The sequence below is a fragment of the Chryseobacterium taklimakanense genome (genome assembly GCF_900187185.1).
GTDB classification, from domain to species: Bacteria; Bacteroidota; Bacteroidia; order Flavobacteriales; family Weeksellaceae; genus Planobacterium; species Planobacterium taklimakanense.
Genome location: NZ_LT906465.1, coordinates 2,122,313 through 2,136,491, shown reverse-complemented (window position 1 = coordinate 2,136,491; position 14,179 = coordinate 2,122,313). Strand labels below are relative to the sequence as shown.

13 protein-coding genes are annotated in these 14,179 nt (G+C 42.3%); 5 read left to right on the top strand and 8 right to left on the bottom strand.

The annotated features are described in order from the left end of the window. Positions 1-190: 190 nt before the first annotated feature. Positions 191-484 (top strand): hypothetical protein, encoded by a 294-nt coding sequence (locus CKV81_RS10205; RefSeq protein ID WP_095073039.1) that lies wholly within the window; start codon positions 191-193, stop codon positions 482-484. A gap of 234 nt (positions 485-718) precedes the next feature. On the opposite strand, the gene CKV81_RS10200 is transcribed toward CKV81_RS10205, so the two are convergent. From CKV81_RS10200 to CKV81_RS10190, 3 genes are all read right to left on the bottom strand, one after another. Then, positions 719-1,603: a DUF72 domain-containing protein gene (locus CKV81_RS10200; protein WP_095073037.1), complete on the bottom strand. Its 885-nt coding sequence runs from the start codon at positions 1,601-1,603 to the stop codon at positions 719-721. A 215-nt stretch (positions 1,604-1,818) separates the two neighbouring features. Continuing rightward, positions 1,819-3,477, bottom strand: coding sequence for a ribonucleoside-diphosphate reductase subunit alpha (locus CKV81_RS10195; RefSeq protein ID WP_095073035.1), 1,659 nt, complete (start codon positions 3,475-3,477; stop codon positions 1,819-1,821). 433 nt (positions 3,478-3,910) lie between these two features. Further along, positions 3,911-4,885, bottom strand: a complete 975-nt coding sequence (locus CKV81_RS10190; protein ID WP_095073032.1) for a ribonucleotide-diphosphate reductase subunit beta — start codon at positions 4,883-4,885, stop codon at positions 3,911-3,913. Positions 4,886-5,295: 410 nt separating this feature from the next. Here CKV81_RS10190 and CKV81_RS10185 point away from each other — a divergent pair, with 410 nt between their 5' ends. The 4 genes from CKV81_RS10185 to CKV81_RS10170 all read left to right on the top strand — a co-directional run bounded on the left by CKV81_RS10185 (position 5,296) and on the right by CKV81_RS10170 (position 10,043). Then, entirely contained in the window at positions 5,296-5,988 is a 693-nt protein-coding gene (locus tag CKV81_RS10185; RefSeq protein WP_095073030.1) for an ABC transporter ATP-binding protein, read from the top strand. Between the two features lie 185 nt (positions 5,989-6,173). After that, positions 6,174-7,403: an ABC transporter permease gene (locus tag CKV81_RS10180; protein ID WP_095073028.1), complete on the top strand. Its 1,230-nt coding sequence runs from the start codon at positions 6,174-6,176 to the stop codon at positions 7,401-7,403. A 96-nt stretch (positions 7,404-7,499) separates the two neighbouring features. Continuing rightward, a complete protein-coding gene (locus tag CKV81_RS10175) occupies positions 7,500-8,768 on the top strand; it encodes an ABC transporter permease (protein WP_095073026.1) in 1,269 nt (422 codons plus the stop codon). 81 nt (positions 8,769-8,849) lie between these two features. Beyond that, entirely contained in the window at positions 8,850-10,043 is a 1,194-nt protein-coding gene (locus tag CKV81_RS10170) for an efflux RND transporter periplasmic adaptor subunit (protein WP_095073024.1), read from the top strand. A 51-nt stretch (positions 10,044-10,094) separates the two neighbouring features. On the opposite strand, the gene CKV81_RS10165 is transcribed toward CKV81_RS10170, so the two are convergent. The 5 genes from CKV81_RS10165 to CKV81_RS10145 form a co-directional block, all read right to left on the bottom strand. Further along, entirely contained in the window at positions 10,095-10,688 is a 594-nt protein-coding gene (locus CKV81_RS10165; RefSeq protein ID WP_095073022.1) for a hypothetical protein, read from the bottom strand. A 25-nt stretch (positions 10,689-10,713) separates the two neighbouring features. After that, entirely contained in the window at positions 10,714-11,361 is a 648-nt protein-coding gene (locus CKV81_RS10160; RefSeq protein WP_095073020.1) for an HD domain-containing protein, read from the bottom strand. A gap of 240 nt (positions 11,362-11,601) precedes the next feature. Then, positions 11,602-12,444, bottom strand: coding sequence for an alpha/beta hydrolase family protein (locus CKV81_RS10155; protein ID WP_095073018.1), 843 nt, complete (start codon positions 12,442-12,444; stop codon positions 11,602-11,604). 93 nt (positions 12,445-12,537) lie between these two features. Next, positions 12,538-13,425, bottom strand: coding sequence for a ribokinase (locus tag CKV81_RS10150; protein ID WP_095073016.1), 888 nt, complete (start codon positions 13,423-13,425; stop codon positions 12,538-12,540). A gap of 62 nt (positions 13,426-13,487) precedes the next feature. After that, positions 13,488-14,126 carry a DUF4241 domain-containing protein gene (locus CKV81_RS10145; protein ID WP_095073014.1) on the bottom strand — a complete coding sequence of 213 codons (639 nt, stop codon included), beginning with the start codon at positions 14,124-14,126 and terminating at the stop codon, positions 13,488-13,490. Positions 14,127-14,179: the final 53 nt, after the last annotated feature.

The following is a 14,179-nucleotide window of genomic DNA, read 5'->3' as shown; positions in this document are numbered from 1 at the left end:
ATGTTAGATATTAGATGTTAGATGTTAGATGTTAGATATTAGATGTTAGGTACTAGGTGTTTGGTGTTTGGTGTCAGATATCGATTAGATTAAGTTTTTCAAATTTAAGGAAATTTCACTTGCTGCCCAACATCTGCATTTCTGAAATTATTAATACCTACCTTTGTACGATAAAATTAAATTTAATACGATGAGCAAGAAAAAATATAAAAAACAACTGCTGAAATCACTTAAGAATTTAGCATTCTCTGAACATCATCTGCTGGAAACCATGACGAATTTGATGCTGCTGAAGGAAATGAAGAAGAACAACATCACTTTTCAGAATGGCGATACCTTTTCTTTTGAAGACAATATTTTCGATTACAGCGAGGATAAAAATATCCGTAAAATTGCGAAACTGCGCAAGAAAATGCTGAAAACGATGAACAAACTGGTGCAGAAGAACAGTTTTAAAGATAACGAACTGGAGTTTCTGGCGTGATACCTTCTGTTCTTTGTCTTGAAACAAAAGAATTTCCAAAATTGACTCTCTGCGTTCGTCGAACCACTTCGTTAGGTTTCGGGCGGAAAGACGAATTTGTTGTTTAATAAATATTGTTGCCGCCACTCAAACAATGGAAATTCTTTAACGTAAATTCTTGAAAATTTCTTAACGCCACAAAATCCGAAGTCATTAGAAATAAAAACGGTTTCAGAAATTCTGCGGCCGCTTTTTCTAACATTTTGTCTTTACCTCCGCCATTTCCGGGACATGAATATTTGTTTTCCAGTCTTTATTCATCATTTCGATCAGGTGCGCAGAAAGCAACGGTGATGCTTTTTCAATGTTCTGATGTACAAAGAAATACAGTTTTTCAAGACCCTGTTTTTTCCAGTCACTAAGACGTTCCATCCAGTCTTCGAGCCTTGAATAGTCACTTTCAGCATTAGCGCCAACGTAGCGGATAAAGGCAACCGGTGTCGTTAAACGCATATGGAGCATATCGCGGCGACCTGCGGTGTCAACGATGATATTGGTGATCCTGTTTTCTTCAAAAAGCTGCATTGTCTTTTCAAAAACGTCATCATCCGAAAACCATTCATTGTTGCGGAGTTCGATAGCTAAAGGGATTTCGCGGGGCCATTCTTTTACAAATTTTTCAAGGCGGTCGTAATCTTTAGGCTTGAAATTGTCATGAAGCTGCAGGAAGACCATTCCCAGTTTTTCATCAAAATTCATCACCGAAGTTGCAAACTGCGTCACCACATCCGTAATGTTCAGCAATCTTCTGTAGTGGGATATGGTGTTGGTAATTTTCGGAAAGAATTTAAAATCAGCCGGCGTTTTGTCCTTCCACGTCAGCACCTGTTCCGGCGACGGCATTCCGTAAAAGGTGGCATTCAACTCAATAGAACTGAACTGTGTTGCATAATAGGTTAATTCGTCCTTCGTTCCTTTCGGATAAAAGCCTTTCAGGTCGGTTTTGTTCCATTTAGCACAGCCCACGGCGATTTCCATATCTTTTGCTTTGGCAGCCTTCAGGATTTCGGCAGTCCTTGGATGGTCTTTCGGTAACGTGAAATCTATTTGCGACGGGTCTTCTACTTGTCCGAATTTCATAATTGAATTTGAGATTTGTTGTTTGAAAATTTGAGATTTTAAAGTTAAGGATTTCCGTTAATAATTGAAACAGTGAATCTTTTACATCCAAGCCACAACCAAACAACATATGGATTCTGCAGATTGAAAAAAACCGCAGACATCAGTCTACGGCTTTTGAATCTTTACATTTTGCTGTTTTCAGATGCGATGAATCGAATCTGGATGTTCAAAATTTACGCTTCGCACGAGGAACAGTTAACGAAATTCACCATCAGTTCCTTAGAAACCGATGAACTTCTCTGGTAATACAGCGTTTTCACGCCTTTTTTCCAGGCTTCGATGATGACGTAGTTCACGTCTTTCACTGGCATTGTACTCGGAATTTGCAGGTTCAGCGACTGGGCCTGGTCGATGTACTGCTGTCTCTGCGCTGCCTGGGTTACGATTTCCATCGGTGAAATTTCCTTGAAAGTCTTGAACACCGCTTTTTCCTCGTCGCTCAATTCATCCATATGCTGTACGGAACCGTGATTCAGCATGATGGTTCTCCACGTTTCTTCATTGTCAAGCCCTTTTTCTTCAAGTAGCTTTGCCAGATATTTGTTTTTACGCATAAAGTTTCCTTTTGCCAGACCAGCCTTATAATAGTTGGACGCAAAAGGCTCAATGCCAGGCGATGTCTGCCCCAAGATTGCTGACGATGAAGTGGTTGGAGCCACCGCCATCAGCGTTGTGTTGCGCATTCCGTAACCTCTCAGCAACTCGGGTTCGCCATAGATGTTTGCCAGTTCTCTTGAAGCCGCTTCTGCCTCTTCCCTGATATGCTTAAACGCTCTCGCATTGAACTGGGTGGCCTGAAACGATTCGAACGGAATCATATTTTTCTGAAGGTAAGAATGGTAACCCAAAACGCCCAGACCCAGCGCTCTGTGGCGAAGCGCAAAGTTTCTTGCACCCTGCAGGTAGAAATTGTCCGCAGTTTTTTCAATAAATTCAGAAAGTACCGCATCCAGGAAGTAGATGGCCAGTTTCACCGCGTTGGTGTCTTTCCATTCATCAAATAATTCCAGGTTCATCGAAGAAAGGCAGCAGATGAACGACTCCTCTTTCGTAGACGGAAGCATGATTTCCGAACAAAGGTTTGAGGCATTCACCGGAAGCCCTAAGTCTTTGTAAACCTGCGGCTTGTTCCGGTTCACATTATCGGTAAAGAAAATGTACGGAAGACCTTTCTGTTGGCGGCTTTCCAAAACTCTTGCCCAGATTTTACGCTTGTCGGTATCGCCGTCAATCATATCCTGCATCCAGTAATCCGGCACGCAGACACCTGTAAACAGGTTCTGGATCGGGCTTCCGATATCCTTAATCGACAAAAATTCTTCAATATCGCCATGGTCAATATCCAGATACGCCGCAAAGGCTCCTCTTCTAACACCGCCTTGCGAAACCACATCCATCGCCGTATCAAACAGTTTCATAAACGAAACCGCACCGGACGACTTCCCGTTGTCGGTCACTGCAGTACCTCGGTTACGCAGTTCGCCAAAATATCCGGAAGTTCCGCCTCCTATTTTGGTCTGCATAATCACTTCGCCCAGTTTCCCGGTAATGCCTTCGATATTATCCGGCACGTGTACATTGAAACACGAAATCGGCAGGCCGCGCTGCGTCCCCATATTTGCCCAAACCGGCGATGAAAAGGAAATCCACCCCTTCACAATCATCTCCTTGAATGCAGGCTGGAGTTCAGGCTTGTAAAGGCGTTTTGCCGCGGCAGTCGTAATTCTGTCGATAGCACCTTCAACAGTTTCGCCTTTCAGCAGGTAACCGCGATTCAGCATTTGCTCGGACTCTTCATTGAGCCACCAGATATCCAGATTTTGTTCTTCCATAATTTTTTTTGTTTCAGGTTCAGGTTTAAAGTTGCGGGCTTTCCTGAATGTTATATTATTTTGGGAGCAGAGGTTTTGCTCTTCTTTTCACGTTGGGTCCCGCTTTCCGCTATATCTTTTTTGGTGATTTCGACTACGCTCAACCACCAAAAAAGGATGCCGCTGCAATCGGGGCTAAGAATTTCGGTTAGGTTTTTCTTCAGGCGTTCTACGCATTTCTTGCCAGGCTATTTACATTTCGCGTCTATGGCGCTCCCCATCACGCGAGATTTTTTTCTACAAACGTTTCGCGCCTGCGGCGCTTTACTAATCACTACTAATTCTCTTTTGGCGCTCGCTGCGCTCGCGCGTGTAAAAGCCTTACTTATATCACTACAAAATCCTTGTTTTCTCTGCTTCACCTTTCTTCTTCAATCTCCCAGCTTCAGCCTTTTTAAAACAAATCATTCTCCGTAATACTCTTGTCGTGCTTGGTATAATCTACCGGCCTTTTGGCGAAGAAATCATCAAGGGAATTGGCGAAAACTTCTTCTTCGAACCAAACCATCGGGCGGTACTGTTCCGGCGTTATGTTGTATTTTGTTTTCATTCCGATTTTCTTCAGGGAATCATCTACGCGGTACTTCATAAAGTTCAAGAGATCTTCCTTGGAGAAATTGTCCAGTTCGCCCAGCTCGAAAATCCAGTCCAGAATTTCTTCTTCCACCTGGATGGAGTGGTCAACCAAGGTGTAGATATCTTCAATGTCCGAATCTGTCAGCAGTTCAGGCTGTTCCTCACGAATCTTGTTGATGAGGTAAATGCCTGCATTGGCATGGATCTGCTCATCAACCGAAGTCCAGGCGATGATGTTGCTCACATTTTTCATGTAACCTTTAAACCTTGTGAAAGAAAGGATGATGGCAAACTGCGAGAACAGGGATACGTTTTCGATTAAAATTGAAAACAAAAGCAATGACGAAACATACTCTTTCGGAGTGGTTGAATTGGCGTGTTTTAAAACATTAGACAAAAACTCAATCCTTTTTTTAATGGAAGGAATTTCCACCACATTCAAAAATTCTTCATTATATCCCAAAACCTCCAGCAAACGTGAATACGCTTCAGAATGGCGGAATTCGCACTCCGCGAAAGTGGCTCCCAAACCGTTGAGTTCCGGCTTAGGAAGGTGATTGTAAAGATTTCCCCAAAATGTTTTTACAGAAACTTCGATTTGGGCAATGGCTAAAAGAGCGTGTTTTACGGCATTTTTCTCATGCGGCTCCAGCTGTGAATGGAAATCCTGCACATCGGCAGTGAAATCTACTTCGGAATGTACCCAGAATGCCTTGTTGATGGCATCTGTAAACTGCAGAACTTCAGGATATTCAAACGGCTTGTAACTTACTCTTTTGTCAAAAATTCCCATAGCTATATATTTTGTTTCTTTCTTGCTTTTCTCGCCTGTGGAAAACGGTCATTAATTCGGTAAAATATTGATCAGGTGTTATTTATACCTAAAAATTATCCTCAAAAATTTACTGATTTTCTCCCGTAGTGGCGAAAACAAAAATAGAAAATGCTTTCAAATATTAAAAGCCGTTAATACTAAATCACTGTCTTTTAGCCTTAAAAGTTTTCCACATTCACACACAGCATCGTTGTATAAGGCGTTTGGGAAGAACGCACCCCATTTTAAGCGGTAATCTGCAATTATTAATTAAACATTTTGCAACAAAATGCTTTAAACAAAGGAATAAAAATTAAACACCTTTCTGAGCCCCTGCGCTGTAACAAAACAGGAAAACGGATGACCTATATAGAAACTCCAACCCAACTATGCTCGTTATAAGAGATCTGCATAAATCCTACGACACCGGAAAAAGCAAACTCCACGTCCTGAAGGGCATTAACCTCGAAATCGGCGAAGGTGAATTTGTGTCCATCATGGGAAGTTCCGGCTCCGGAAAATCAACGCTGCTGAATATTATCGGCATTCTGGATGAAAAAGATTCCGGAATCTATGAACTTGACGGCATCCCTATTGAACATCTTTCTGAAACGAAAGCGGCAGAATACCGCAGCCGTTTCCTGGGTTTTGTTTTCCAGTCATTTAACCTCATCAGTTATAAGTCGGCTCTAGATAATGTGGCACTTCCACTCTACTATCAGGGCGTGGGACGAAAAGAACGCAACCAAAAAGCTTTGGAATATCTGGAAAAAGTTGGGCTTGCACAATGGGCGAATCATTTGCCGAATGAACTTTCAGGCGGACAAAAACAGCGTGTAGCCATCGCCAGAGCCTTAATCACCAATCCAAAAGTCATCCTCGCAGACGAGCCTACGGGAGCTTTGGACAGTAAAACCACTTACGATATCATGAAACTTTTGCAGGAAATTAACCGCGAAGGCAAAACCATCATTGTCGTGACCCACGAACCGGATGTAGCTGCAGAAACCAAACGCAACGTCCTGCTGAAAGACGGAATTATAGAAAGTGATGAGTATATTGTGCAGAGGGTACTAGCTTAGTGAAGGTTTTGAAAGTGAATTGCTGTGCGTGAACTCTTGAACGTGAATTGTTGCGGCGTAAATGAATTTTTGAAAAGTGAATCGTGAATTTTATGAGGGTGGATTTTTTTTAATAAATCAATTTTAAACAAACCGGTAAATATTGGCCTTTAAGCTTCTATCTACCCCGCTTCCAACTAAAGAATATGTTCGATACCGACCGTTGGCTTGAAATTTTCGCTTCCATAAGAAGCAATGTACTGAGGACTGTACTTTCAGGCTTCACGGTAGCGCTAGGCCTTTATATTTTTATAGTTTTATTTGGTATTGGCACGGGTTTGCAGAACGCTTTTACCCAAGGTTTTGCAAGGGATGCGCAGAATTTGATCTCGATTTTTACCGGCAAAACTACGATTGCTTACGGTGGTTTGCAGTCTGACCGTGAAGTCGTTTTAAAAAATGAAGATTACGAGGAAATCGTAGATTCCGACCGGAGCAAGGTTGAATATGCCTCACCAAGATACTCTGCCAATTTACCTGTGAAATACGGCAAAGAAAGTGGAAACTACCAGATTAGCGGCACCAACGCTGAGGAAAAAAACATTGAAAACCGCAAACTTATTGACGGCCGTTATCTCAACCCAAGAGATCTGGAAAACAAACGATATGTCGCCGTAATCGGCAGAATGGTGCAGCGCGACCTCATCAAAAACGGCAGCCCGATCGGAAAAGAACTTGAAATCAACGGAACGATGTTTAAAGTAATCGGCGTATTCTCTGATGACGGCGGCGATTTTGAAGAACGAATGATTTCTATACCCATCACCACCCTTCAGCAAATGAAAAAAGGTTCGGACACCGTGAACACCGTTTACATTACTTATGACCAGAATCTCACACCCGACAAAGCCATTGAATACAGTGACAAACTTGAAAAACAGCTCAAAAGCAAACACAAGGTATCGCCCGATGATGAAAGTGCCATCCGGGTAAGGAACAACGCCAAAAACCTGAGCGAAACATTTCAGTTTATGTTCATTCTCACGCTGATTGTAGGTTTTATCGGAATGGGAACTTTATTGGCCGGAATCATCGGCATCAGCAATATCATGGTTTATATCGTTAAGGAAAGAACCAAAGAAATCGGTGTACGAAAAGCCATCGGAGCAAAACCCAAAAGCATTGTTGGACTTATCATTCAGGAAAGCATCGTGATTACCGTCATTTCAGGACTGATTGGTGTTGGCTTGGGCGTTCTGACCTTAACTCTGATTGGTGACAGCCTGGAAGAATATTTCATCCTGGATCCGAGCGTGGGTTGGGGAATCATCGCCGCCGCTTTTGTGAGCCTCATCATTTCCGGACTTGTCGCCGGATTTGTACCGGCATACAGAGCGAGTAAGATTAAGCCCATTGAGGCACTGAGAACGGAGTGATATTAGTAAAGAAATGAGCAATAAGCAATAAAAAAACCAGATAAAAAACTGTGTCACCCTGATCTCGTTTAAGGGAATAAATTTTAAGGAACCTTTATGAACATCCTATTCAAAAAAGATACCTGGCAGGAAATCTACCACTCCCTGCGAAACAACAAACTGCGTACGCTGCTTACGATGATTGGCGTTGCGTGGGGCATGTTTCTGTACGTTTCGCTCCTTGGTGCTGCGAAAGGGATGCAGAATGGATTCGACAAACTTTTTTCGGGATTTGCCACCAATTCAATTTTTATGTGGGGGCAAAATACCAATATTCCATACGCCGGATTTCCGAAAGGCAGAAAAGTAGACCTGCATCTGGCGGATATTGAAATGCTTCAGAAAAAAATTCCGGACATCGATTATATTTCGCCACAGAATTCCCGCGGAAACTTCGGAAGTCCGGGAGAGCAAATGTCAAGAAATGGGAAAACCGCCACCTATACCCTCACCGGCGACTACCCGATCGGCAACAAAATTTCAGAGAAAAAACTGATTTACGGCCGGTATCTGAATGATGCTGATCTTTCCGGAAACAAAAATGTGGTGGTGATCGGCGAAGAAATCTATAAAAACTTTTTTGACCATAAAAAAAATGAAAATCCGCTCGGGAAATCCATCAATATCAAAGGAATGTTCTTTAATGTAATCGGTGTTTTCAGGTCAAAAAAAGGCGGCGGAATTGAAAATGACCAGACGTCTTATATTCCGCTTTCGACCTATACCAAAATGTATAACGACGGCGACAAAGTTGACTTTTTCGCCATCGTAAGCAAACCCGATGCTGGCCTGACGAGCGTAGAAGAGCGTGTAAAAACGGAAATGAAAAAGAAATATGACATTTCCCCCGATGATACCAACGCCTACGGAAGTTTTAATTTAGGTAAAGAATTCGCCAAGTTTACAGGTTTTATGAAGGGCATGCAGCTGCTCACCATCATTGTTGGCACGCTGACCATTCTGGCCGGAGTGATTGCCATCTCAAACATCCTTTTAATCACCGTAAAAGAACGTACTAAAGAAATTGGAATCCGCCGTGCGATCGGTGCAAAACCGACCGAAGTTCGCAACCAGATCTTACTGGAAAGTGTGGTCATTACTCTCACCTCAGGAATGCTCGGATTTATTTTCGGGATTCTGCTGCTGATGATTTTAGATATTTTCACCAGGAATCAGGATGAATTCCCGTTTTATAACCCGACCGTCGATTACACCAACGTTTTTTCTGCAATGGCAGTGATGGTGACACTTGGTTTAATTGTCGGGATGATCCCGGCGCAGAGAGCAGTCAAGATTCGACCGATCGAAGCTTTGAGAAGCGAATGATTTTTATAAGTAATTGGCACTGAGAAAAGAGTAATTAATATTGAAAACATAAAATTTTAGACTGAAACAAATAAACGGTATATGAAAAAGAAGTTCACCTTTAAAAAAGCAATGTACATTTTCCTGGGTCTGCTCCTGGCTCTCGGGCTTTTTGCCGGAATCGGCTACCTTATCACTTCCAATTCCAAAGAAAGCGAAGTCTTCCTCACTAAAAAACCCACCGTACAGAATATGGAGGACAAGGTAATGGCGACAGGGAAAATCGTTCCGCGTGAAGAAATCGAAATCAAACCCAATATGTCGGGAATTATCGACAAAGTTTTGGTGACCGAAGGTGATCAGGTGAGCATGGGGCAACTCATCGCAACGCTGAAAATTGTGCCGAGTGTACAAAGTGTGAACGCGGCTCAACAGGAAATCAATAATGCCAACCTACAGATATCAAATGCAAAAGTAAATTTGAACACGCAGCAGCAGCAGTTTGCAATGCAGCAAAGGCTTTACTCGCAGGGCGTCATTTCAAAACAGGAGTTCCTTACTGCCCAACAGCAACTTCAGAACGCCCAAATTCAGGTAAGAAATGCCAATCAGCAGCTTTCAACCGCACAGAAAAACTTACAAATCGCAAGAACCGGTGTAACACCTGAGCTTCAGGGGCTTGCAACGACTCAAATACGATCAAAGGCTAACGGAACCGTACTCGAAGTGCCCGTGAAAGTCGGCAGCCAGGTTATCGAGGCCAACCAGTTCAACGCCGGAACTACCATTGCATCGGTGGCAAATTTAAGCTCTTTAATTTTTGAAGGTAACATCGATGAGGCCCAAGCCGGAAAACTGAAGGAAGGCATGACTATGAATATTGTGATCGGCGCCTTGCAGAATAAGAAATTTCCTGGCAAGCTTACCATGATTGCCCCGAAAGGTAAAGATGAGAACGGAACGATAAAATTCCCTGTGGAGGGCGATGTCTTCAACCCAAATAATGAATATATCAGGGCGGGATTTTCTGCCAACGGCGAGATTGTCCTCAGCACGCAAAACAATGCATTACTGCTCGAGGAATCCCTGATTCAATATGAAAAGAAGGACGGAAAGGATGTTCCTTTCGTTGAGGTAAAACAGAAGGACGGAAAATTCATAAAGCGAAATGTAAAACTCGGAGCCAGCGACGGCATCAACGTGCAGATTCTCTCCGGCCTGACTAAAGATTCCGAAGTAAAAGTATGGAATCCAAGCGATAAAGACAAGGAAGCTTTAAAGGAAAAAAAGAAATAAGATTAGTTTAAACATTAATAATAATTCCTCCGGCCAACGCTGGAGGAATATTTATTTTCTAGTTGCCAAAAGCATGGTATTCAGGAAAATAAGCAGCAAACAAAGCGTTACCCAAACACTGGACTGCATATCGGATTTTCTGTATTTTTCAATGATTTTACCGGCGGTTTCCGAGAGTTTCATACTTTGGTTGATGTAGTTCTTAATCTCGACAATCTGATCCATATTTTTATTGGGAACGGCATGTTGCGAGAAATAAACCATATTTTTTTTACCGATATAACCCGCAATCCAGTATTCACCGGAATCATTCATTTTGAGATATTCCGTGCGGTAATGCTCCGGCCGGATTTTCCCTGAATGCCTGAGCACGTAAGGGTCACCTTCTGCTTTGGCATCTTTCACTTTCACCACATAGAAATCTACCGGTTGAGGCAGCTTGTTGATAATCTGGATCACCATGGAATCCTTCATAAAACCCGGAAGGCTGCGCTGCACAAACCAATAGGTGAAAAATGCAGTGGCAAGAAGCACGATGAACAAACGCAGAAGCTTGATTTTTAAGACATGATCTCCCTTCCGGAAAACCGAAAGTGCGAGCGCCAGGCACAGCAAAAGGAAAATTATAAATACGAACGAATCCATCGGCCACAAATATAAGAAAACGCCCTCAATCTTCAGAATTCCACTCTTTGTAGAACTGATCCAGAAACTTAAGCATAAACTGGTGGCGGTCTTCAGCCATGGATTTTCCGGTTTCAGTGTTCATCAGATCTTTTAGCAAAAGCAGTTTTTCGTAGAAATGGTTGATGGTGGTCCCGTTGGATTTTTTGTATTCCTCTTTCGTCATATCAAGTTTTGGTGGAATTTCCGGATCGTACATCAGATTATTTTTAAAGCCTCCGAAATTGAAAGTCCGGGCAATGCCAATCGCGCCAATCGCATCAAGACGGTCCGCATCCCGCACTATTTTCAGTTCTATTGGAGTTTCTTCTAAAACCTCGCCTCTGTTTTTAAAGGAAATATTTTTAATGATGAAAAGAACCTTTTCAATCAATGCATTTTCAACCTCTATAGACTTTAAAAAATCTTCAGAAATTTTCAGGGCTAAGGTTTCATCGCCGTCGTGAAATTTTGGATCGGCAATATCATGAAGCAGCGCTGCGAGTTCAACAACCTGCAGATTACAGTCTACATTTTCAGCAATTTTCTTTGAATTCTTCCAAACCCTTTCGATGTGGAACCAATCGTGGCCGGCTTCTGCACCGGTGAGTTTTTCTTTAACGAAATTTATAGTTTGGGAAATTTTTTCAGACATGATTGTTTTTAAAATAACGTAAAGGCTTTTTAAATGTAAAAATTATTTTACGATTAAGGAATTAAGAAGTTTAGCTTAATGATCTGTTCAAAATCTATCTAATATTTTCTTAAAACATCTCTTAATTAACTGAATTCCTAATGTTTAAAAAAATGTAATTTATTAGATTGATGGCCACGGCGATCAAGATGGGCAAAATTAAACATTCATTAATATTTCCGGTTTTAAAATTACAGAAAGCTACGCCAGATAATCTAGTACGATTTTCCACAGCCTTTTATTATAACTCCGGAAAAAATTGATATGCCCGATTTCTTTTTTAGGAGATTCCGAAATTTTAACCTCCCGGTACCGTTTCCGGATGTTGCTGTATCCTTTGTTCATCAGGCTTTCCATACCCTTCATCTTCACCCAGGGATCATCCTCCGCATAGATGACCAGCGTCTCCTGATGGAGGGATTTTGAATGGTCCTTTTCGATCTGTGCAAAAAGTTTTCCCGTAGATTTTCTGTTTAAAATTAGCTTACGCCAATCGTACGCACTCCCTTTTGGTAAAGATTCGCCCAAACCAAACCAATGGGCCGGAAAATAGCCCAGTAACGATGACGTAACCGGTACTGCAATCCCAAAACCGAGCAGCGCCATTGGCCTGACGCTTAGGGGCAAATGTCCGATAAATGCATCCTGTGTTCCCACGAAAACAAATTTTTCAAAAATCTGCGAATCCTCATTCATTCCCAAAATCAGCGCGCCCACCGAATGACCAAGGCAAAATTTATGGTGGTTTTTGAAATTTGTCATTATGTATTCGGTCAACGTTTTGTAATCCTGTGTGCCCCAAATTCGCATGGAAGCTTTAAAGCCGCGCATCTTTGAAGGTTTTGAAAGCCCTATTCCGCGGTAATCGTAGGTCAGTACCGTAAAGCCGTGTTCGGCAAAATATTTTGCAAACGAAAAATAAATCTGCTGTTTCACGCCGGTTGCAGCGTTGATGAGCAACAGTTTGCCATTATCTGCCTTCGGTGAAAATATATGGGCCGTAATTTCACAGCCATCTGCGGTTTTCAGTTTGATCTCTTTCATTTTCAAAAAAAATTCCACCGTAAAAGTGGAACTTTATCTTTATTTAAAATATTTTTCATCCCGGAAACAATATGCCGGAAATAAATTTTTCTTTTAAAACATGTCCTTCAAATAAGGAAGGCCACTTTGCGAACCTCTGTTCTTGGCAACTTTCAAAGACACTGCATTTCCGAATTTCACGCATTCATCAATCGGATTTCCGTGGCAAAGCGCTATCGAAAAACCGGAGGTAAACGCATCGCCCATGCCCATTTTGTTGTGTACATCATCGTGATCGTTGCGGTAATACTTCATCTCGGAACCGTTGAAATAAGTGGTTGAATTGGTATCATCACGCACAAAAAGCTTGTCCGCATATTTTTTCATGATTTCCTCGCTTGATACATCACCAAAAACAGTTTTCAGCTCGTAACTTTTCGCTACGATAAAACTTGCGTAATCAATCACTTCCTGTGGGAGTTTGAGCGCTGGCGCGGCGTAAACACCCACTTTTTTGTTATATTTTTTGGCCAGTTTTACCGTATGCTCCACCACTTCCATCGGTATCTCAAGCTGAATCAAAACCAAATCTGCAGAACTGAAATACTGCTCCGCGGCATCCACATCCTTAGTGCGCAAAAAAAGGTTCGCCGCCGGCACGACGACAATTGCGTTTTTGCCTTCGGCAGCGGTTACATAAGCTGTTCCGGTTGCGGCATTCTCAGTTTCGGCAACAAACCCGACATTCACGCCTTCATCCACAAGATTACGCATCACCTGCTGCCCAAGCGGATCCATACCGACGCATCCAATGAAATACACGCTCGCACCAAGACGCGCTGTACCAACTGCCTGATTAGCACCTTTTCCGCCGAAAAAATTCTCGGATCTGTAAGCCATCACGGTTTCGTTTGGCATCGGGTGATGTTCTGTGTTCAGCACCAGATCTACCGAGGAACTGCCAACTACAATAATTCTTGGCTGCTCTGCACTTATGGTCATTATTAATTCTTTATTAACAAATTTAAAGCAAGGAAGCGAAATGCGAAAATCTTTAACTATTCTTAACTTACAATTTCGATAAATTCAGTTACCAGCTTCCGCGGTTGCCCGTCTTTTCCAAAACCAATATAACTGGCGTAGAAGCCCTCACCGTAACCCGCTTCAAAAGAAAATATGGTTCCGGGTTTTTCTTCGTCAGGTTTTAGAAAAGCATATTGGTCTATAGCACCGTTTTCATCAAAGAAATGCTCATGGAAAAATTCTTCGTAAATCCCCATGAAATCTGCACCTTTCCGGTGAAAAAGCCTTTTTTCCAAGCGATTAAGACTTTCCTGGGTTTCGAAATCCATGAAACAGCCCATTCCAGATTCGATCGGGTAGCCGAAAACTTCTCCATCCTGAAGCTCCGCCACGTCCTGATCTTCTGTGGTGGCCATTTTCCATCCTGCAATCTCTTCATTACTAAAGACAATTTCCACATAAGCCACGCAGTTGCTTTCTCTTTCCTTATGCACGAAAACCGGGAATTCACCGCTCGGAAACTGAGTATTAAACGGATTCATCCCGCTCATAATCAGCGGATCGCATGCCACAACCTGGCCGGTGGGCAAATAAATTTTTCCGGCTTCAAAAGTTTCTATCAGCGGGTTTTCAACAAAATTTTTGCTGAAGAGTTTGGATATGTTTTCGATGTGCTGCATCCCACAGTTTTATTTGATTATTTGAAAAGTTTGAATTTGTTTGATAATGTTTC